The sequence below is a fragment of the Flavobacterium aquatile LMG 4008 = ATCC 11947 genome (genome assembly GCF_000757385.1).
GTDB lineage: Bacteria > Bacteroidota > Bacteroidia > Flavobacteriales > Flavobacteriaceae > Flavobacterium > Flavobacterium aquatile.
The window spans coordinates 578,856-600,933 of sequence record NZ_JRHH01000003.1 but is presented as its reverse complement, the minus strand read 5'-3'; the positions used below and the strand labels follow the sequence as shown (position 1 = coordinate 600,933).

Sequence of the window (22,078 nt, the reverse complement as noted above, 5' to 3'; positions counted from 1 at the left end):
GTCACAAAGTTATTTTAAATAAATTATAAAAGCTGTTCCTTTATTGGAATGGCTTTTTTTTTAATAATATCTTTTGAAAACTGAATTTAGTGTTTAAAGATTACTAACTAGCCCTGATAGTAATGAAAATAAAAAATGTCCCGATTGTTTCGGGACATTTTTTATTGTAATGGATAGCAGGAAAATGGATGGCAAAAAATGCCCAAGCCATTCGCTTCTAATCATTCATAGAAATAAGAAACTCTTCGTTATTTCGAGTCTTTTTAATTTTATCGTTAATGGTATCCATGGCTTCTACTGGATTCATATCGGCCAGGAATTTACGTAGAATCCACATGCGTTTTAGCGTGTTTTCATCTAATAATAAATCGTCACGACGCGTACTTGAAGACGTTAAATCGATAGCTGGGAAAATTCTACGGTTAGCAATTTTTCTATCTAATTGTAGCTCCATGTTACCTGTTCCTTTAAATTCTTCGAAGATAACTTCGTCCATTTTAGAACCAGTTTCTGTCAATGCAGTTGCGATAATACTCAACGAACCACCGTTTTCTACGTTACGAGCAGCACCGAAAAAACGTTTTGGTTTTTGCAATGCATTGGCATCAACTCCACCAGAAAGTACTTTACCTGATGCTGGTTGAACGGTATTGTAAGCTCTCGCCAAACGCGTAATTGAATCTAAAAGAATTACTACATCGTGACCACATTCTACCAATCGTTTCGATTTTTCAAGAACGATATTGGCAATTTTCACGTGTTCCATTGGTTCTCTATCGAATGTTGATGCGATAACTTCACCACGAACGCTACGTTGCATATCGGTAACTTCTTCTGGACGCTCGTCAATCAATAAAACGATTAAATAAACTTCTGGATGATTGGCAGCAATGGCATTGGCAATGTCTTTAAGCAACATTGTTTTACCTGTTTTTGGTTGTGCGACAATCATTCCACGTTGTCCTTTTCCTATTGGTGAAAACAAGTCGATAATTCGTGTTGAAGTACTGGCTTGTTTACCAGCAATATTAAATTTTTCTTGAGGAAATATTGGTGTTAAGTGTTCGAATGAAACTCTGTCTCGAACTACTTGCGGATCGTGTCCATTGATTTTTAAAACTCTAACTAAAGGAAAGAACTTCTCGCCTTCTTTCGGCGGACGAACAACACCTTTTACAGTATCACCAGTTTTTAATCCGAATAAACGAATTTGTGATGTTGACAAATAAATATCATCTGGCGATGCTAAATAATTGTAATCTGATGAACGTAAAAATCCGTAACCATCAGGCATCATTTCTAGAACGCCTTCACTTTCTATAATTCCGTCAAATTCATAATCGGCATCTCTAAAATTATTAGATTTTTGATTTTTATGTTTTTGATTTGGGTTTTGATTTGGGTTTTGATTTGGATTTCCGTTTCCATTACCGTTTTGGTTCGGATTTTGGTTTGGGTTTTGATTTGGATTCTGATTCTGATTTTTATGCTTTTGATTCGGGTTTTGATTTGGGTTTTTAGGCTTAACCGAATTTTCTTCTGTAGTTTCAGAAGCTGTTTCTGTTGTTGCAACTTCCTCTTGTGGAGCTTCTTGTGAAGGTTGTTCCTCTGAAGCTACTTTTACGGGTTTTATAAATTTTGGCTTCTTTTGAAACTTTTCAGCTTTTACAGAAACCTCTTTTACTTCTGGAACTTCTTCTGCAACGCTTGTTGGCTGAGCTACATTTGCAACTTCCTCAGAAAATAAATCCGTAGAATTCTTTTCTATTTTAGGCGAAGCATCAGGAGCAATTCGAGCTCTTTTCGCTTTTTCTTCTTTCGGTGCAACTACTTTTTCCTGAGATTTTTCAGTAGCAGTAGCCGCTTGATGTTGCAAAATTTGCTCAATTAAAGCATCTTTTTTTACACCGTTAAATTTTATGGTTTTGGCCAATTTGGCAATTTCTTGAAGTTCAGTTAACTTCATTCCTTTTAATGCAGAACTATCAAACATAAATGTTTTTATATATTTTTTGTGGTAATTGATTGACAATACAAAATGTGAGGTAAATTTTCTAGTGAAACATCCGTGTTTTTGAAGTACTTACGGATTTGTTATGCAATAATACGAATAAATTTCATTCAAGCAATAGTTTTTTAAAAAAAGAAAATATATTTTTGCGGTATAAATACATAATAATGTTACAACGAATTCAAACAATTTACTTAGCAGTAGCTTTTATTATCTCGGGAGTGCTTCCGTTCGTGTTTCCATTGTGGGAAATTGGCGGTAAAGACTATTACTTCATGGGAAATATTGTTTACTCATCTTTGTTTGGTTTAAGTACAACATTAGCCTTAATTAGTATAATATCGTTTAAGAAAAGACAACAACAATTTGTTTTCAACAGATTGAATATGATATTAAATTTAATTTTATTAGGATTATTTGTTTATCGTTCACTAAATTTATCTGGAGAAACTCCTGTAGTTTCTGAGAAAGGTATTGGGATGTTTCTACCCATCATTTCTATCGTAATGTTAGTTTTGGCCAACAAAGCTATCAAGAAGGATGAAGATCTCGTAAAATCTGTTGACCGATTGAGATAAACCTATAAACTTAGTTTATTAGTGCGAAGAAAGTCCCGAACGAAAGTTTGGGATTTTTTTGTTAGAAGCCAATCCAGCTTTCCATTACAAGTTTTTCTAAAATAATCTGTTTTTCTAAAATTTTTAAAAGAGCTTCCTTTGGTCGCTTTTTAAAAATAAGAAAAACTAAATTATTTTTAGAAAAAGCTTTCCATTGCAATCAGGGCTAGAACTTCAGATTTTAAACAACCCATTTATAAATTTAACAAATAAAATCTGAAAAATATTTATTAGATTTGAAATTAATTTAATACTAAAATATGAAATACTTATATATAATAATAGCCTTTTCCCTTTCATTATCATGTTTCGCGCAAGATTTTAACTTCAAATCAGAATACAATCCTTCTGATAAAAAAATGATATCCAATTATTTAAGTTTCGAAGGAATAAACTTTTCTCAAAATTCAATAACAAGTAAAGATCTTGTTAATAAAAATTACATTATAAATTTAAAAGAGTACAAAAATGGTGCATTGGTTAATACAACCTGCTTAGATAAAAGTAATAACGAATATTATGCTATTATTGATTCAAGTACATTCCAATTTAATATTTTAGGAAAAAGAACCAAAAGCAATTACGAATTATGCTTGTACTTTAACAGATACAGCACAAAAAAACATACCTTTAAGTTGCAATCTAAATATGCTGAAGATTATATTTTAAAAGAAATTCCAGTAAAAGAAAACGATTTACAATTTAACAAACCATTCATTTTCTTATTGTTAACAACTCCTGAATATCACAAAGATGGCTCTGCATCGTGGTGCGATGTAGCTGCAAATGAAACTCCAGAGAAAATCTATGAAAAGAACAAAATTCCGCATTTTTTTGTTTTCGAAATGACAATTTTATAAATCTGAACACTGAACACTAAAGACTGAGCACTGACAACTAATAACTGATAACTAAACACTACTTCTTCCCTATTTCAACAATCTCTAAACTCTGAATTTTATCACCATCAATTTCAAATCGCAGCATCGTTCGCACTTGGTGAAATCCATAAATGCCGCATGCACCAGGATTCATGTGAAGTAAATTCAAACTTTTATCAAATTGCACCTTTAATATATGGGAATGTCCACAAATGAATAATTTTGGCGGATTCATTTTCAATTCCTCCCGAACCGCTTGATTATATTTACCGGGATAACCGCCAATATGAGTAATCCAAACATCAACTCCTTCACACATAAATCGGTTATTTAAAGGAAATTCCATTCGGGCTTTGTCATCGTCGATGTTACCGTAAACGGCTCGAAGTGGTTTTAGCTTTTTTAACGTATCGGTTACAACCAAATCACCAATATCGCCAGCATGCCAAACTTCATCTGCCAAGTTTACATATTTCAATATAGTATCATCAATATGACTGTGAGTATCGGATAGTAAAAGGATTTTTTTCATATTGTCATTGCGAGGAACGAAGCAATCTCATTCATTTTATCGCTTATTGGCAAAGTTAATTATTTAGGAAAACTTTAGACATTTTATCAATTAAAATCTTTGTAAATTTGCCAAGGCAGTTTCTAATTGAACACTGCCAACTGAACACTGAACACTAAATTTTGAGATATTTTCTAGAATTTGCTTACAAAGGTACCAACTATCACGGATGGCAATATCAGCCAAACGCAACTTCTGTACAAGAAACTTTGACCAAAGCAATTTCCACAATATTGAAAACCGAAATTGAACTAGTTGGCGCAGGCCGAACTGATTCTGGTGTTCATGCCAAGCAAATGTTTGCACATTTTGATTATGATTTAGAAATTGATGTTGCTTATTTAAGTCATAAACTCAATTCGTTTTTACCCAAAGACATTGCCGTTTTAGATTTTCATAAAGTTCATGATCAAGCTCATGCCCGATTTGACGCCACTAAACGAACGTATGAATACTACATTCACACCAAAAAAGACGTGTTTGAAAGCGACAATTCTTGGTATAATCAGCACGAGTTGAATATTGCTAAAATGAATGAAGCTTGTAAAATACTTTTCAATTACATTGATTTTGAGTGTTTTTCAAAAGTGCATACCGATGTAAACACATTTAATTGCACGATTTTTGAAGCCAATTGGACTCGAGTTAATGATAGATTGGTTTTTACAATTTCGGCAGATCGTTTTTTGCGAAATATGGTTCGAGCAATTGTTGGTACAATGATAAATATTGGATTAGAAAAAATATCTTTGCACGACTTTATTCAAATCATTGAAAGTAAAGATCGAAATAAAGCAGGATTTTCAGTTCCGGCACACGGATTATATTTAACGAAAGTGGAATATCCTTATATAACAGATAGCAGTTCTCAGATTGCAGATTGACAGACAAATGAAAGCAAAAGCGTTCGACATACGTTTATTTAAACGAATATTAAAATACACAAAACCCTATAAAACAGTTTTTTATGGCGTGATTGCGGCTGCGATTTTGTTAGCCGTTTTCGCATCACTTCGTCCTTTTTTATTGAAACAAACAATTGACCACTATATAAAACCTCACGATCAAAACGGTTTATTGTTTTACATTACTTTGATGGGAATTGTATTATTATTAGAAGGAATCTTTCAGTTTTTCTTTGTTTTTTGGGCCAATCTTTTAGGTCAAAACATCATTAAAGACATTCGAACGAAACTTTTCAAACACATGTTAAGTTTCAGAATGAAATATTTCGACAACGCACCAGTTGGTCAATTAGTTACGCGTTCGGTTTCGGATATAGAACAAATTGCAAGAATTTTTAGTCAAGGTTTATTCATGATTATCAGTGATTTGCTAAAAATGTTAGCCTGTTTAATCATCATGTTTTACATGAACTGGAAACTTACGTGGATTGTAATTGCAGCAATGCCAATATTAGTTTACATCACAAGAATTTTCCAACGCAAAATGCAAGTCGCTTTTGAAGAAGTTCGAAATCAAGTGGCAAATTTAAACACATTTGTGCAAGAACGAGTTACCGGAATGAAGATTGTCCAACTTTTTAATCGCGAAGAAATTGAGCATGAAAAATTTAAAGAAATCAATCAGAAACACAATGTTGCCTGGATAAAAACCATTTTGTACAACTCAATTTTCTTCCCTATCGCCGATATCATTTCGTCGTTAACATTAGGATTTGTAGTACTTTATGGAGGTTTTCACATATTAGATGGAGACAAATTCACCACTTTCGGAGATTTATTCTCCTACACGATGTTCATCGGAATGTTGTTCAATCCGTTGCGTCAAATTGCAGATAAATTCAACGAAATGCAAATGGGAATGATTGCTGCCAACCGAGTTTTTGACATCTTAGACACACAAGAAGATGTACAACAAACTGGTACAATTAAAGCCAAACATTTTGCAGGAAACATCAGTTTTAAAGATGTACGATTCAGTTATATTAAAGATGAAGAGGTTTTAAAAGGCATTTCATTAGAAGTAAAATCGGGTGAAACTATTGCCATTGTTGGTTCGACTGGCGCAGGAAAATCAACAATTATTAATTTGTTAAATCGTTTTTACGAAATTGATTCAGGAACAATAGCAATTGATAATCAAAATATTAACGACTTTACTTTATCAAGTTTAAGAACTCAAATTGCAGTTGTTCTACAAGACGTTTTTCTTTTTGCCGATACCATTTACAACAATATCACTTTAAATAATGATGCCATTTCACGCGAACAAGTAATTGCAGCTGCCAAGAAAATTGGGGTGCACGATTTTATTATGAATTTGCCCAAAGGTTATGATTATAATGTGAAAGAACGCGGCGTAATGTTATCGTCTGGACAACGCCAATTGATTGCTTTTTTGCGCGCTTATGTTAGTAATCCGAGTATTCTTATTTTGGATGAAGCCACTTCGTCTATCGACACTTATTCGGAAGAATTGATTCAAAGAGCTACAGAAACTATTACTAAAGATAGAACATCTATTGTTATTGCACATCGATTGGCAACTATTGTCAATGCTGACAAAATCATCGTTATGCACAAAGGTCAAATTGTAGAATCTGGAACGCATCACGAATTAGTTAACAAAGCTGATGGTTACTACAAAAACCTATACGATTCGCAATTTTCGGAAGCAATTTAAAAACTAATACGTTTTTATTTATATTTGATGAAAATTAAATATAACTATGGCTTTTACAATCGCTATTTCCGACGAAAGAACTCCTTTAAAGAATAATACTTGGTTAAAAATTTTCATCGGATTTTTTCTGATCAATTGGATTAATTCCTATGTTGGAAATACCGACACAGCCAATTGGATTTTAGAAAACACCTTAGTATTTCTATTTCTAGGTTTTATGATTTTTACTTATAAAAAATTTATTTTCAGCGATTTAAGTTATTTGTTGGTATGCATTTATTTATGTCTTCACGTTTATGGTTCCAAATATACCTATGCCGAAAATCCATTTGGATATTGGTTAAAAGATGCGCTTGATTTATCTCGAAATCATTACGATAGAATTGTCCATTTCAGTTTCGGATTTTTATTGGCGTATCCAATGCGAGAAATGTTTCTAAAATGGTTAAAATTTCCATCGTGGGTTGCTTGGACGTTGCCAATCGAAATTACACTATCAATTAGCGGATTTTACGAATTAATAGAATGGGCAGTTGCCGATGTATTTTTTAAAGCGCAAGGCGATGCTTATCTCGGAACTCAAGGCGATATTTGGGATGCTCAAAAAGATATTTTCTTGGCATTTTTAGGCGCAATTTTGGCAACAACTATTGTTTCTATTGTAAAAAAAATGATTTCAAAATAGATTCGATTTATGAATTATAAAAAAGTAAAAGCCAAAGTAACCTCCTTTCATAATCAAGGAAAAACTAAAGAAGCAGCCAATTGGATTTTGCAACATTTCAACATGCAAGATCATTATTTAAAAGGTTTTGAATTTAGAGAAAAAGCCGTACCAACAATGATAGTTCTTACAACCGAAGGCGATTTTGGCAAGCAACAAATCATCCGAATTCCAGAAAATGCATTTCAATTTCCACTACCGTTGATGATTTGCTTAATTGCTCACGAAATGGTTCATGTACGTCAAAAAACAAGACAACCATTTGTTATGGACAAAAACGAACGCGAATGGCAAGCTTATTATGAGATGTTGTTTAGAAAAATATTCCCAAACATTCCGGAAGTTTCCAATTTTCAAAAAAAATCATACGCCAAGAAAGCTTTTGATTATTACAATCGAATGGGTGAAGATTCAGAATTGCAAATAAAATATGCCGAACAAAAAAAAGAAGTGGAAGATTTAATTGCATCATTAGGTTAAGAACTTTTAACCTTATAAACTTCTAAACTTTTAAACTTTTTTACTAAATTTGCAATCAAAATTAATTAAGAAATCATACGAAAAATGACACGAGCTTTTGCGATTGCATTTTTCACAAATTAAAAATAAACTCTAGAAAAATGAAATACGATATTATTGTTTTAGGAAGTGGTCCAGGCGGTTATGTTACGGCAATCCGTGCTTCTCAATTGGGCTTTAAAGTAGCAGTTATTGAAAAAGAAAGCCTTGGTGGAATTTGCCTAAATTGGGGTTGTATTCCAACAAAAGCACTTTTAAAATCGGCTCAAGTATTTGATTACCTAAAGCATGCTTCAGATTATGGTTTAACCATCAAAGAATTTGACAAAGATTTTTCTGCTGTTGTAAAACGTTCACGTGATGTTGCAGACGGAATGAGCAAAGGAGTTCAATTCTTAATGAAAAAAAATAAAATCGACGTTATTGATGGCTTTGGTAAAATAAAACCAGGTAAAAAAGTAGATGTAACCGCTGCTGATGGAAAAGTTACAGAATATTCTGCAGACCACATTATTATTGCAACTGGTGCACGTTCAAGAGAATTACCAAATCTTCCTCAAGATGGTATAAAAGTTATTGGATACAGACAAGCAATGACGTTGCCAACTCAACCAAAGAAAATGATTGTTGTTGGTTCTGGTGCGATTGGAGTAGAATTTGCACATTTTTACAATTCAATGGGAACTGATGTTACTATTGTTGAATTCATGCCAAATATTGTTCCGGTTGAAGACGAAGATATTTCAAAACAAATGGAACGTTCTATGAAAAAAGCTGGTGTGAATATCATGACAAATGCTTCTGTAGAACGTATCGATACTTCAGGAAATGGAGTAAAAGCTTACGTTAAAACGGCAAAAGGTGAAGAAGTTCTTGAAGCTGATATTTTACTTTCTGCAGTTGGAATTAAAACAAATATTGAAAATATTGGTCTTGAAGAAGTTGGAATTGCAACTGATAAAGATAAAATTTTAGTAAACGCATACAACCAAACTAATGTTCCAGGATATTACGCAATTGGTGATGTAACTCCAGGTCAAGCATTAGCTCACGTTGCATCTGCTGAAGGAATTAATTGTGTTGAAAAAATAGCTGGTTTACACGTTGACCCAATCGATTACGGAAACGTTCCTGGTTGTACTTATGCAACTCCAGAAATTGCTTCTGTTGGTTTAACCGAAAAACAAGCTAAAGAAAAAGGATACGAATTGAAAATTGGTAAATTCCCATTCTCAGCTTCAGGGAAAGCAAAAGCTGCTGGAACTGCCGATGGTTTTGTTAAAGTAATTTTCGATGCAAAATATGGTGAATGGTTAGGTTGTCATATGATTGGTGCTGGTGTAACCGATATGATTGCAGAAGCAGTTGTAGCAAGAAAACTAGAAACTACTGGACACGAAATCTTAAAATCAATTCACCCACACCCAACAATGAGTGAAGCTGTTATGGAAGCCGTAGCCGCTGCTTATGATGAAGTTATTCACTTGTAAGTTCTATATTAGAAATACAAAGTACGAAGTTTTAATAAAATTCCGTTTGGTGAAAACTAAACGGATTTTTTTTATATTTGAAAATCAAAACATTACTAATGAGAAAAATATTCTTTTTATCTGTAATATCTGTAATACTATATAGTTGCAAAAATTCTGAAAATAACACCTCAGACAATCGTTATCTGCCAAAACCTTATGTAGAATTAAAACATCCCGATTGGACAAAGAATGCTACAATCTATGAGGTTAATGTCCGTCAATATACGAATGAAGGAACATTTAAAGCTTTTGAAAGTCATCTACCACGATTAAAAAAACTTGGCGTTGATATTATTTGGTTGATGCCAATTCATCCTATTGGTGTTAAAAATAGAAAAGGAACTTTAGGCAGTGAATATTCTGTAAAAGATTATTACGATATCAATCCTGAATATGGAAATAAAGAAGATTTCAAACGTTTAGTTGATAAAATTCACAGTTTAGGAATGTATGTTGTTATTGATTGGGTTGCTAATCATTCGGCTTGGGATAACGAACTTACTAAAACGCATCCTGATTGGTATACTAAAAATAAAGATGGTAATTTTCAACCAACACCTTGGTATGATTGGGATGATGTGGTAGATTTTGATTATGAAAATCCTGAAATGAGAAAATACATGACCGATGCCATGAAATTTTGGGTTAAAGATTTCAATATTGATGGCTACCGTTGTGATGTTGCCGGATTTATACCTGTTGATTTTTGGGATAATGTTCGTGCGGAATTAGATGCAATCAAACCTGTATTTATGTTAGCCGAATGGGAATCAAGAGACATGCACAAAAAAGCATTTGACATGACGTATTCTTGGACATTATTTGACAAAATGAAAGATGCAACGACCAACAATAAAGGCATTGGAGGTTTGGTAGAATACATGGCGCACGACCAAGGAGCATTCCCAAAAGGCGGCTATCGAATGACATTTACCGATAATCATGATATGAATTCTTGGAATGGAACACCATTTAAAAACTTCGGTAAAGGACTCGAAGCTGCAATAGTTTTTACAAATGTTGTCAACGGAATGCCTTTGATTTACAGCGGACAAGAAGCAGGTTTAAATAAATCATTGAAGTTTTTTGACAAAGATTCTATCGAATGGAAAGAACATCCTCACAGACAATTATTCACCACTTTAAATGAACTAAAACACAAAAATCAAGCACTTTGGAATGGAGAACATGGCGGACCAATGGTTAGAATTTACAATGATAAAATGGATAAAATAGTTTCTTTTTCAAGAGAAAAAAATCAAGATAAAATCATTCCAATAATCAATTTTAGTGATGAAAAAGTTACCGTTGTTTTAAATTCCAAATATGAACAAGGAACGTATAAAGATTTATTTTCAGGACAAACTTATACTTTTAAAGGCGATGATTCTGTGACTTTAAATCCTTGGGGTTATTTAGTTTTGATGAAATAATCATTTATAATATGAAGTTATAAATACAAACTACAATATAGTAATTAAATAAATCAATCCGTTTTGTGAAAACAAAGCGGATTTTTTATCTCGATCAAGGAAATATGTAAAATAACCTAAGAAATGTGTAACAAATTAAATTTTGCGAAATTTATATTTGCACCGCTTAAAAATGAATACCTTTACAATACAATAGGAACTACTTCTGTATGAAATGAAATACAACTATTAATTTGTTTACTGCAATTGTTAATTCAAAATTAATTTCATGAAAATACACATCAAATATATGGTTTCGCTTCGTTGTAAAATTGCAGTCAAAGAAGAACTTGATAAACTCAAACTTAAATATACTTCAGTAGAATTAGGCGAAGTAAACCTTAAAAAAGATATTTCTGGTGAAGACAGAGAACTATTAAGAAAAGGACTTGTAAAAAAAGGACTCGAATTAATAGACGACAAAAAATCGTTGTTGATTGAAAAAACAAAAACTACCATTATTGAATTGATTCACTATTCAGAAAAAAATCCAACCACAAACTATTCTGATTATATCGCCGAAAAATTAGATTACAATTACAATCATCTTGCTTCACTATTTTCGGAAGTCACCGGAACTACGATCGCAAACTACATCATTCTCAACAAAATTGAGAGAGTAAAAGAATTGCTTTTGTATGATGAATTAAGCCTTACCGAAATTAGTTTACTAATGGAATACAGCAGTGTAGCACATTTATCACACCAATTTAAAAAAATCACAGGATTTACACCAACCTATTTTAAGAAGATTAAAAAACATAAAAAACGAATTATGTTGGAAGACTTATAGTAAGTAGTGTCCATACATTTAACAACTATTCAATGTTAAAAAAAATGTGTTTTTTAGTATATTTGCTAAAATTAAAAAAACACATGATGCTCTTACATAAAACTAAGTATTTTTCTTTTATAATAGTAAGCCTACTATTCTCATTTTCAAGTTCTTTAGCTCAAGAACGCAATTTACAAAACATCACAAAACTAACAAATGGTGGCGACAACGCCGAAGCCTATTTTAGTCCGAATAGTAAAAATTTGACGCTACAAGTTTCCAATACTGCTTTTGGAATTCCTTGTGATCAAATTTTTATGCTCGATTTGCAAGAGAAAGAAATCAGTTCTAAAAACTTAAAATTGGTTTCTACTGGTAAAGGAAGAACTACTTGCTCCTACTTTATGCCAGACGGAAAACATATTATTTACGCTTCTACTCATGAAGGAAATGTTGCTTGTCCGGCGCCACCAAAACCTCGTGACGGAAAATACCTTTGGGCAATTTATCCCGATTTTGACATTTATATCGCCGATTTACAAGGAAATATCACTAAAAAACTAACCAATTCTCCAGGTTATGATGCAGAAGCTGTAGTTTCTCCCGATGGAAAAAAAATTGCTTTTACAAGTATTCGTTCGGGTGATTTAGAACTTTATACAATGGATATTGATGGTTCAAATGTGAAACAAATCACTTCCGGATTGGGTTATGATGGAGGAAGTTTCTTTTCGCACGACAGTAAAAAATTAGTATTTCGTTCTTCTCGTCCAAAAACGGATGAAGAAGTTAAAGAATACAAAGAATTATTAGCCGATAACGTAGTGGCTCCAACCAATATGGAAATCTACACGTGCGACGTTGACGGCAGTAATTTAAAGCAAGTTACTAATTTGGGGAAAGCCAATTGGGCGCCATACTTCCATCCTTCTGATAAAAAAATAATATTTTCATCCAATCATCATTCTACAAGAGGTTACGATTTTCAATTGTATATGATTGATTTAAACGGAGAAAATTTGAGACAAATCACTTTTGAAAGCGAATTTAATGCGTTTCCAATGTTTTCTCCTGACGGAAAAAAATTAGTGTTTTCTAGCAATCGCCAGCAAGAAAAAGCCAGAGAAACCAACGTATTTATTGCGGATTGGGTTGAAACAGACGATGCAGAATATGCTAATGAAAAAAATCTGAAAAAGCACATCACCTATTTATCTTCTGATGCATTAAAAGGACGATTAACAGGTTCCAAAGAAGAAAAAGTGGCTGCCGATTATTTATCGAAACAACTAAAAAGCTACGGATTACAACCTTACAACAAAAATAGTTACCTTCAAGAATTTACCTATAAAGTAAAAACTGATCCAAACGATTCTTTGAAAGTTAAGGAAAATACTGGTCGAAATGTGATTGCATTTTTAGACAACAAAGCGTCGAAAACTATCATAATTGGTGCACATTACGACCATTTAGGATTGAACGAACACAACCATTCTACCAAACCAAATTCTAAAGGTGAAATTCATAATGGTGCCGACGATAATGCCTCTGGTGTTGCAGGAGTTTTAGAATTGGCGCGCATTTTATCGCAAAACAAAACAGTAGAAAAAGCCAATTATATTTTTGCTTTATTTTCGGGTGAAGAAGATGGATTAATTGGTTCTAAAAAAATGGCCGAAAACATCAAAACTTTATATCCAAATGCATCGGCAATGATTAATATGGACATGATTGGCCGATTGGAAACTACCAAAAAAGAATTGACCGTTGGTGGCGTTGGAACATCTCCAGAATTCAGTAAAATAGTTGAAAAGAACAAACCTGCAGGATTTAATATCACTCTAGACGAAAGTGGCGTTGGTCCATCCGATCATACTTCGTTTTATTTAAAGGACATTCCTGTTTTATTTTTCTTTACAGGAACACATAGCGATTACCACAAACCAAGTGATGACGAAGAAAAAATCAATTATTATGGTGTAAATGCCATTGTAAATTATGTGGCTCGAATTGCAAATGAAATCAGTAATCAAGAGCAATTACCATTTACAAAAACGAAAGCCAATGCGGCAAAAACGCGACCTAAATACAAAGTTACTTTAGGAATTATGCCCGATTATACAGATCATGGCGATGGCTTACACGTTGATGGCGTAACCGAAGGAAGACCTGCCGATGTAGCCGGAATTAAAGAAGGTGATATTATCACAAAAATTGGAACTTGCGAAATCAAAGAAGTGTATGCCTACATGGAATGTTTAGGGAAACTGAATGTTGGTGACGTTCTTCCAGTAACTTTCAAAAGAAATGGCGAAACTAAAACTGTTTCAGTGAAGTTTTAATAAGCTTTTAATCATAAAATTAAATCCGTTACGATTCATTTGGTAACGGATTTTTTATTTTAACAACCAACCTCAAGCTTATATCCTTTGCCGCGAACTACAACAATAGTACTATTCGGATCGAGCTCCAGTTTTTTTCTAAGTTTAGAGATGAACATATCCAGACTTCTTCCCACAATAACGCCATCGTCTTCCCAAATCTCTTTTTGCAAACGACTTCGCTCTATAATCTCGTTTGGAGATTGAGCAAAAATGAGTAACAATCGCGTTTCAGTTCCGGTTAACTCTATAGTTTTATCATTTATTGTTAGTTGTCGTTTCTGTGAATCAAATAACACCGATCCAAAAGCGATTGTTTTACTATTCTCCTCTTTAGGCAAGGCTTTTCGTGGCTTAACCGATTTCAAGAGAACAAAACCAACAACTGCTAAAAATGACAACCCACCCAAAAAATAGTTGGTATTTGCTGTAGTAATACCATTAGGTTTAAATTTAATAGTAATAATGTAACACGCTGTAGGTTGCTTTCTTCCTTTACAAGATACAATTTCGTCTTTTTTATTTTTGGAAATAGCATATCCGTAGGTAATACTTGATTTGCCGCAGTTTAAAACAGTAACAACATAATCTTGAGAAAAAGCATTGTTGGCCAACAAACGCTGCGTGATATTTACTAATGTATCGGTTTGAAAAGTAAGTTCCTTCTCAAAACTGATTTGATATTCATTATCAGAAATCTTTTTTACAGGAAGCACTCTTGATGTACTGTCGCCCGATTGTAAAAGTAGTTCATGTCCAATTCTACGCAATAAAATTTCTCTTCTAGAACTATCAAAATCGTCACTTTCTTCCGTACTGAAAGCTAGACAGATTGTAGCGACAAATAAAAGTAGTACCAACCCAAACAGATATTTGCCACTTCCAGAAAGGAGATTTCGACTAAAAGTCATAGTGTAACGTATTTATTTACAAAGTTTACATTTTTTTTTACAATCCAAATCACTTCATCCGAAAAATATCAAACTAATTTCGCAATATCAATTTTAAAAAATGAACGACATGAGAAAAACAATCCATTTTCTGATTTTACCGCTGGTTGTGGTAATCGGATTTGTATTTACTAATTGTGAAAGTAAAAACGAAACTAAACCTTCACCAAAATCATTATCCATCGCCGAAAGCAAAGCCAACTTAGAGCAAAGAAAAAAATGGGAAGCTTCACCCGATGGTGTAAAGTACAAAGAATGGGAAACTTCTCCAGAAGGCAAAAAAGTACATGCCAGTCATGAGAAGATTAAGAAGCATATAAAAAACTTCAGCTATATGGAAGCCGTGATTATCTCTACTACTTTTCAGCGAGACATTACAAAATCAAGTCCAAAATGGCTTATCGTTACTATTGAAGGAGAAACCTACATGATGCAATTTAGCGTTAAGGATTTTGAACCCTTAAAAAATCTGAAAGTGAACGACAAACTAATTATAAAAAGCCGCAGCGCAGGATTTTCAAACAATCATCCCTATTTGATTCTTTCGGGCGACTTTATTGTGCACAATAATAAGTTGCTTTTTAAACGTGACTTTAGCAAAAATGACGGTTGTTAACCAATTGCTTGCTACTTGTATTCGTACAATATAGTAGGAAGAATTCAATTATATCTTTCAAACAAAATCCGTTACGATTCACTTTGTAGCGGATTTTTTACATAATTAAGAAAGCTTGATAGTTGCGATAATCGTAATAAATTTAGACGTTTAAGAAGATCATCTTAAACAGATACAAATTTTAACTTTACTTCTAAATCACAAAAAATCATAAATTATTCTTTAAATATTACCAATTTTTGGTAACTTTACTAAAAATTATAAAATTATGGGACGCAATACATCAGTTTCATTAGGAACCTATTTTGAAGATTTTGTCGATAGTAGAGTTTCAGAAGGTAGATTTAAAAATGCAAGTGAAGTCATTAGGGCTGGATTAAGATTATTGGAAGAAGAAGAAAGTAAAATTATTGCTCTTAAAAATGCTATAAACGAAGGAATCGAAAGTGGTACAGCAAAAGATTTTGATCCTAAAAAACATCTTGAATCTTTAAAAGCCAATAAAAGAAATGGCTAAATACATCATAACCAACAAAGCTGTTGATGATTTAACCAAGATTTGGGATTATACATATGAAGTTTGGTCAGAAAATCAAGCTGATAAATATTATAATGAACTTATTGAAGATTGTAAAACACTAGCTGAGAATCAAGACTACGGAAAAAACTATGAAGAGATTAGCTTAGAAATTTTTGGTTATAAATCTGGTCAACATATTATATTTTACAGAAAGCTAAGCGAAAAAGAAATTGAAATTACGAGATTTTTACATTCACGTATGGATTTGAAAAATAAAATTCAAGAGTAATACACACACTAACAGACGTTTCACGCAATTGCGAATTTTAGAGTTAAAAATAAACTTTGACAAATTAAACCGAAACCAATAATGAAAAATATCTTTACAAAACGTCCGATAATTACTTTCTTGGTACTAACATTTGCATTAAGTTCCCTATTTTATTTCTTGATTATTCACACAGGAAAACTAGGAAGTGGGTTTGGTTTGTATGTCACCGGATTGATGTGGTGTCCCGGAATTTCTGCAGTACTCACTTCTCTTATTTTAGGTAGAAAAATATCTGAAATGGGTTGGCAATGGGGAAAAGCTAAATATCAATTAAGAAGTTATTTAATTCCCTTATTATATGCTTTCATTACCTATATCCTAATTTGGTCTTTTGGTTGGGGCGGATTTTACAACGAAGATTTCGTGACTGAAGTTGCAACATCCTTTGGATGGACAAAATTACCTTCTGGACTTATCATCGTTCTTTATTTTATTTTTATGGGATTATTTGGTATAGTAGGTAGCGCGGCTAATGCCGTAGGTGAGGAAATTGGCTGGCGTGGCTTTTTAGCACCAGAACTTTTTAAAACATTTAATTATACACAAACAGCACTACTATCGGGAGGAATATGGGCAGTTTGGCATTTCCCAATCCTTATTTTTGCAGATTATAATAGTGGAACACCATACTGGTATGGTTTAACCTGCTTTTCAGTAATGATAATAAGTATCAGTTTTGTATTTACTTGGTTTCGTTTGAAATCAAATAGTTTATGGACCGGAGTTATACTTCATGCAAGCCATAATTTATTTATACAATCGATTTTTACGCCGCTTACTAAGTATACAGGAAATACAAAATACTATATTGATGAATTTGGAATAGTACTACCAATAATATGTTTGTGCTTTGCATTTTATTTTTGGAGAAAACGTTCTCAACTTATAATTAACTAAACGAAATTGATTACGGAGATTGAGTAGAAAACCTATTTCAATAATACTTAATTATCCAATAACGTACAAAAAAAATGGGTAAAGCAAACTGATATGAACTTGATAAAAGAGTTAATAGAAATGACACCCAAACAACTCCAACGCATGAAAGAATTTGTAAAGGAATTACATAAGGTGGAGAATATTTAATTTATTTGAAAAAGAATTGGCTGTAGCGATAAGCATCCCAATATTATTGTGTGTATACGAGCTATAAAGTAGTGGCTTTATACTTGTTGTACCTCATATTAAAACAGAAAATAATGAAACTGATTACACTAATAATTTTATCGATCTTATCAACTTCTTGTAACTCACAAGAAAAGAAAGTGAACACTACTAAGAAAAGTGATTCTGTTAAAGTAGAAATGGAAGCTCAAATTGGAGAATATGTTACCAATATTTTCGAAGACTCCAAAGGAAATTTATGGTTTGGAACAAATGGAAATGGAATAGCAAGATATGATGGTGAAAAATTAAAATATTTCACAACCAAAGATGGGTTACCATCAGATAGGGTAACTGCAATAAAAGAGGGTTCAAATGGTATCTTTTGGTTAAATACAGGCGAGGGTTTAACCAAATATGATGGTACCAATTTCACGAATTTTTTAGTGGGAGACGACTTTAACAGCAATATGATTGCAAATTTACTTATTGATAGTAAGAACGTTTTTTGGGTTGGCACTTGGAATGGCGTCTATAAATTTGATGGAAAATCGTTTCGACATTTTTCAATTCCTTTCCCAAAAGTAGATACCAAAATAAATGAAGATACCAAAAATTGGATAATGGGTATAAGTGAAGATGCCAAGGGTAATATCTGGTTTCTAAGAGACGGTTATGGCGTTTGTAAATATGATGGAAATTCGTTTACTCATTTTCTGAAAAAAGATGGGCTGCATTCTAATAACGTGACCCAAATTGAATTTGACAAAGATGGAAATGTTTGGATTGGAACAAGAGTTGCTGAAAGAGATGATCCTGATCCTAAAAAGAGATTTGGAAAAGGTGGAGTCAATAAAATGATAGGTAATAAGATTATTTCATTTCCAGAAATAGCAGGATTTAACGATGGAGATGTGTACCAAATTTATAGTGACAAATCTGATACTATTTGGATAGCCACTGTAAAAAATGGAGTATATAAATATGATGGAAAAGCATTTAAAAACTACAAAGTTCCAATTTCAATTATGGCAATGATGGAAGACCGAAAAGGAAATTTATGGTTAGGCGGAGCAGGTGGATTATACAGAATTAATCAGAGTGGCGAAGTCATAAACGTAACGACAAAAGGACCTTGGAAATAATAAATACGAACGCACAACAGCCGTTTCAAGCAATTGCGAATTTTGTAGTAAATTCACGTTTACATTTCGCAAGAATTTTTATCTTTAACAGAAAATAATCGGTTCCGAAGCTCGCAACCTCGCCAAGCGCCGGAACGTTATAAGTAATTATGAAAAACATTCTTCTCATATTCATGTTTCTTTTAGCTGCACTTTGCAGTTCTTGTTATTGCTATAAGATTTATCCAAAAGAATATAGAAAGCTTGAAAATAAGAATCCGAAACGTAGCGCTTATATTGTTGACAAATCTTTAAAAAAAGAGCTGAAAATATTATCCAAATCTGAACTGTTTGTAATTGTTGAGGATAGTACAAAAGCTGATTTAAAAATAAAATTATATCCGCTTGAAAAAAGTTTTGCTTGCGGACAACCATTAATGGTTTCAATGCTTACAATTGGACAATTGCCAGTAATATTGCCGGATAGATATTCTTATCACTTTGACGAAATTGAAAATGGTAAAATCACCGAACGAAAAATGGAATTGAGAATAGCTCAAAGAATTTGGTTTTGGGATATGTTTTCTTTTAGTAAAAGATTTGAAAAGAAAGCTGGAAAAGCAGTTTTGGGAGAATATCAATTAAGTAGATAACTGCTTATAACACACGCTAAGCGAGGTTGCCGGGTTTGGATCCAGAAAGAAGTTTTCAAACTTACGAAAAAGTTTTATATTCACCGAAACAACGCAGCTCGCTTTCATTGGCAACGTCGCCAAGCGCCAAAAGTTAGAGGTTATCATAAAAAATATTCTGTATAAATGAAGGATAATAAGGTTGAAAAATTTTTAGCTAAAATTGAAATTATAGGAATAAATCCATTCGTTTATATTCCGGATGAAACCTTAAAAACTATTTTCATTCAAGCAAATAAAGAGAAAGGCAAAATTCCTGTAAGAATTAAAATTGATGGAAATGAATTTCAACAAACCTTAATAAAATACAGCGGTCATTGGAGACTTTATCTTAATACTCCAATGCGAAAATCAGCTAACAAAGAAGTTGGTCAAACAGCCAGCTTTGAAATTAGTTTTGATCCAGAAAAAAGGCTCACTCCTATTCATCCAAAATTTATCGATGCTTTAGAAAAAAACAAAGAAGCAAAAAGCATATTTGATAATCTAAGACCTTCACTTCAATTAGAGATTATAAAATACTTATCGCATTTAAAAACAGAAGAAAGTATTGAAAAGAATATAGTTAGAGCAATAAACTTTTTACTTGGAAAGGAACGATTTATTGGCAGGGATAAACCATGAATGAGTAGGAAATAAATAGAATTTCTAAAATTGATTAACTCATTAAAGATTTGAAAAATTAGCAAAACTCAATCAAATACAAAAAAGCAGTAAATGAAAACCGACTTATTGTTAAAAAAAATGCCTTGAAATTCTCAAGGCATTTTTACATTACAACAACTTTTACTTATTCTACAATCCACACTTTAAACGAACCAAGAACTAGCGCATGGGCGTTGTAAACATAGAGTTTGTCGGCGGCTGGGTTGGTGTTTAAGTTGGTTGTTTTTCGCACAGCATACTGTCCTGCTTCCAAGCTTACTATGGCACCTTCTAAGGTGTCGGCTGTAGCGCTCAAGGCAAAAGTTAGAGGAACTATACCTGTGTTTTCAATCTCAAACGTTCTACCGGCAAGATACGGCAACGACACAATAAGCGTTGTAGTGGTGGCCATGACAGTGTTTTCATAATCGGGTGCAATGTTACCTCGCGTTTCGTCTATACCTCTTGCACCTTCATACCCAACATATAAACTGTTGTTGGTAGCAAGAAACACCTTCATCACCTTGTCTAGTTTCTCTGTCAGAAATGTGTCGGTGTCGGTAAACAACGTTTCAATATCACTCAAAGAACGGCTTCGCTCATTGATTTGCACACGCGGATTCTGAATGTTCTCTAAATAGGTTGTGGCAGCAGTTGTGGCTTCGGTCAAATCGTCTGCAGTTACACCAAAAGGCACTAGCGCTGAGAATAACGGAGTAGCTTCGGTAAGTACCAGTTTGGCATAGGTGTAAAAATCATTGTCGCGCATACCATCTAATGCCGATGGTGTTTCATCGCACTTTTCAATCAAATTAAAATTGTCGGTCATGGCGGCATGCGCTACAACAGCCGTACTTAATTTAAGGACTTTCGCCTTCAAGTCGTTGCGTTTTACCTGCTTGTCTACGGTATAACCAGTGATGTCGGCATTGGCAGATGCAGCCAGGGTAAGAATGGCGTTTACTTTAGTATCAAATTGGGTTTTTAGCGTTGCCACAGCTGCGATACCATCGGTTTCTGTAGTGTGAAGACCTAAATAACCTTGCACTTTTTGATACATACTCAGTTTGTTTTCTAACGTGTTATTCATAATTATACAGTTTAAAATTTATTAAACTTAGCACACTTTTTTCTGTAAAATAAATTTTTTAAGCACAAATTTTCACGCTTTACTCTTCATCGAGTTTGGATGCTTTTAGTAGAGTTTTAGGGCTGTCTGGCGATGTGAACAGGCATTCTAAAAGTACTTTTTGGCTGTTTTAGTCTTCAAATAACAAGTTTGGATTGTCAGATAACAAGTTTGGATTGTCAGATAGCAATAATGGGTTGTCAGATAGCAAATATGAGTTGTCAGATAGCAAGTTTGGGTTGTCATATAGCAATTATAGGTTGCTAAATAACAATTTTGTACCGCTAAATGACAATTTTAGATTGTTAAATAACAATTTTGAGTTGCCAAACGACAATTTTTGTATATTTGACTATTGTATCATTAAATTAAGCAATTATGTTTGTACTACAAGTGAAAGAAATGTTCCTTCAAAAAGGTATTTTGAGACCTTATTTTCAGTTATTAAAGATGGGAATCCCGAGAACGCGTGCGCAGAAAATACTAAACGGCACCCAAAAGACAATTGACCTTGCCGACCTCTATAAGTTTTGCACGTATTTGAACTGCACACCCAAAGAATTATTAGCCATAGAACTACCCAAAGACAGCACTAGCCTAGACAACACGCCACTAAAAGAATGGGTAAAACAAACCGAAATGAACCTGATAAAAGAGTTAATAGAAATGACACCCAACGAACTCCAACGCATGAAAGAATTTGTAAAGGAACTGCGAAAGGAAGATAATATTTAATATATTTGGAAAAGAATAAAATAGCCAATTTATGGCACAAAGCCACCGAATAAAGGGTAGATATGTGTGATTTATGGCTTATATATACAAGTTATAGCCAATG

22 protein-coding genes are annotated in these 22,078 nt (G+C 33.2%); 18 read left to right on the top strand and 4 right to left on the bottom strand.

Features of this window, described 5'->3' with window-relative positions:
* Positions 1-217 precede the first annotated feature (217 nt).
* A complete protein-coding gene (gene rho / locus LG45_RS08710; RefSeq protein WP_035126216.1) occupies positions 218-1,993 on the bottom strand; it encodes a transcription termination factor Rho in 1,776 nt (591 codons plus the stop codon).
* A gap of 185 nt (positions 1,994-2,178) precedes the next feature.
* Here rho and LG45_RS08705 point away from each other — a divergent pair, with 185 nt between their 5' ends.
* Together LG45_RS08705 and LG45_RS08700 are read left to right on the top strand one after the other, a co-directional pair.
* Positions 2,179-2,589, top strand: a complete 411-nt coding sequence (locus LG45_RS08705; protein ID WP_035126215.1) for a DUF4293 domain-containing protein — start codon at positions 2,179-2,181, stop codon at positions 2,587-2,589.
* Between the two features lie 299 nt (positions 2,590-2,888).
* Positions 2,889-3,488 carry a hypothetical protein gene (locus LG45_RS08700; RefSeq protein WP_035126213.1) on the top strand — a complete coding sequence of 200 codons (600 nt, stop codon included), beginning with the start codon at positions 2,889-2,891 and terminating at the stop codon, positions 3,486-3,488.
* Between the two features lie 58 nt (positions 3,489-3,546).
* Here the strand turns inward: LG45_RS08700 and LG45_RS08695 are convergent, their stop codons facing one another.
* Positions 3,547-4,041: a metallophosphoesterase family protein gene (locus tag LG45_RS08695; RefSeq protein WP_035126211.1), complete on the bottom strand. Its 495-nt coding sequence runs from the start codon at positions 4,039-4,041 to the stop codon at positions 3,547-3,549.
* Positions 4,042-4,202: 161 nt separating this feature from the next.
* Between LG45_RS08695 and truA the strand changes: the two genes are divergently transcribed.
* The 8 genes from truA to LG45_RS08655 all read left to right on the top strand — a co-directional run bounded on the left by truA (position 4,203) and on the right by LG45_RS08655 (position 14,090).
* Positions 4,203-4,964, top strand: coding sequence for a tRNA pseudouridine(38-40) synthase TruA (truA, locus tag LG45_RS08690; protein ID WP_035126210.1), 762 nt, complete (start codon positions 4,203-4,205; stop codon positions 4,962-4,964).
* Between the two features lie 7 nt (positions 4,965-4,971).
* Entirely contained in the window at positions 4,972-6,726 is a 1,755-nt protein-coding gene (locus tag LG45_RS08685; protein ID WP_035126208.1) for an ABC transporter ATP-binding protein, read from the top strand.
* 46 nt (positions 6,727-6,772) lie between these two features.
* Complete coding sequence (locus LG45_RS08680; protein WP_052087533.1) at positions 6,773-7,411, top strand: DUF2238 domain-containing protein; 639 nt, start codon at positions 6,773-6,775, stop codon at positions 7,409-7,411.
* 9 nt (positions 7,412-7,420) lie between these two features.
* Positions 7,421-7,930: a hypothetical protein gene (locus tag LG45_RS08675; protein ID WP_035126205.1), complete on the top strand. Its 510-nt coding sequence runs from the start codon at positions 7,421-7,423 to the stop codon at positions 7,928-7,930.
* 140 nt (positions 7,931-8,070) lie between these two features.
* Positions 8,071-9,459, top strand: coding sequence for a dihydrolipoyl dehydrogenase (gene lpdA, locus LG45_RS08670; protein ID WP_035126203.1), 1,389 nt, complete (start codon positions 8,071-8,073; stop codon positions 9,457-9,459).
* Positions 9,460-9,557: 98 nt separating this feature from the next.
* Complete coding sequence (locus LG45_RS08665) at positions 9,558-10,934, top strand: alpha-amylase family glycosyl hydrolase (RefSeq protein ID WP_081932058.1); 1,377 nt, start codon at positions 9,558-9,560, stop codon at positions 10,932-10,934.
* Positions 10,935-11,202: 268 nt separating this feature from the next.
* Positions 11,203-11,766 carry a helix-turn-helix domain-containing protein gene (locus tag LG45_RS08660; protein ID WP_035126201.1) on the top strand — a complete coding sequence of 188 codons (564 nt, stop codon included), beginning with the start codon at positions 11,203-11,205 and terminating at the stop codon, positions 11,764-11,766.
* Positions 11,767-11,849: 83 nt separating this feature from the next.
* Positions 11,850-14,090, top strand: coding sequence for a M20/M25/M40 family metallo-hydrolase (locus LG45_RS08655; protein ID WP_240471840.1), 2,241 nt, complete (start codon positions 11,850-11,852; stop codon positions 14,088-14,090).
* Positions 14,091-14,149: 59 nt separating this feature from the next.
* On the opposite strand, the gene LG45_RS08650 is transcribed toward LG45_RS08655, so the two are convergent.
* A complete protein-coding gene (locus LG45_RS08650; protein ID WP_035126199.1) occupies positions 14,150-15,040 on the bottom strand; it encodes a winged helix-turn-helix domain-containing protein in 891 nt (296 codons plus the stop codon).
* A gap of 109 nt (positions 15,041-15,149) precedes the next feature.
* On the opposite strand from LG45_RS08650, the gene LG45_RS08645 reads away from it, so the two are divergent.
* From LG45_RS08645 to LG45_RS08615, 7 genes are all read left to right on the top strand, one after another.
* Positions 15,150-15,695, top strand: coding sequence for a hypothetical protein (locus LG45_RS08645; protein ID WP_035126739.1), 546 nt, complete (start codon positions 15,150-15,152; stop codon positions 15,693-15,695).
* 268 nt (positions 15,696-15,963) lie between these two features.
* Positions 15,964-16,212: a type II toxin-antitoxin system ParD family antitoxin gene (locus LG45_RS08640; protein ID WP_035126198.1), complete on the top strand. Its 249-nt coding sequence runs from the start codon at positions 15,964-15,966 to the stop codon at positions 16,210-16,212.
* Positions 16,205-16,504: a type II toxin-antitoxin system RelE/ParE family toxin gene (locus tag LG45_RS08635; protein WP_035126196.1), complete on the top strand. Its 300-nt coding sequence runs from the start codon at positions 16,205-16,207 to the stop codon at positions 16,502-16,504. The genes LG45_RS08640 and LG45_RS08635 overlap by 8 nt, the downstream gene beginning before the upstream one ends.
* Before the next feature lie 81 nt (positions 16,505-16,585).
* Positions 16,586-17,443, top strand: coding sequence for a CPBP family intramembrane glutamic endopeptidase (locus LG45_RS08630; protein ID WP_035126194.1), 858 nt, complete (start codon positions 16,586-16,588; stop codon positions 17,441-17,443).
* Between the two features lie 302 nt (positions 17,444-17,745).
* Complete coding sequence (locus tag LG45_RS08625) at positions 17,746-18,795, top strand: ligand-binding sensor domain-containing protein (RefSeq protein WP_035126192.1); 1,050 nt, start codon at positions 17,746-17,748, stop codon at positions 18,793-18,795.
* 149 nt (positions 18,796-18,944) lie between these two features.
* The gene (locus tag LG45_RS08620) at positions 18,945-19,427 is read left to right on the top strand and encodes a hypothetical protein (RefSeq protein WP_131494651.1); all 483 of its coding nucleotides are present in this window, start codon (positions 18,945-18,947) and stop codon (positions 19,425-19,427) included.
* Positions 19,428-19,592: 165 nt separating this feature from the next.
* On the top strand, positions 19,593-20,090 hold the full coding sequence (locus LG45_RS08615) for a YdeI/OmpD-associated family protein (RefSeq protein ID WP_035126188.1): 498 nt from the start codon (positions 19,593-19,595) through the stop codon (positions 20,088-20,090).
* Between the two features lie 166 nt (positions 20,091-20,256).
* Here the strand turns inward: LG45_RS08615 and LG45_RS08610 are convergent, their stop codons facing one another.
* Positions 20,257-21,201 (bottom strand): hypothetical protein, encoded by a 945-nt coding sequence (locus LG45_RS08610; protein ID WP_035126186.1) that lies wholly within the window; start codon positions 21,199-21,201, stop codon positions 20,257-20,259.
* 417 nt (positions 21,202-21,618) lie between these two features.
* On the opposite strand from LG45_RS08610, the gene LG45_RS08605 reads away from it, so the two are divergent.
* Positions 21,619-21,975 carry a helix-turn-helix domain-containing protein gene (locus tag LG45_RS08605; RefSeq protein WP_035126184.1) on the top strand — a complete coding sequence of 119 codons (357 nt, stop codon included), beginning with the start codon at positions 21,619-21,621 and terminating at the stop codon, positions 21,973-21,975.
* The last annotated feature ends 103 nt before the right edge of the window (positions 21,976-22,078 follow it).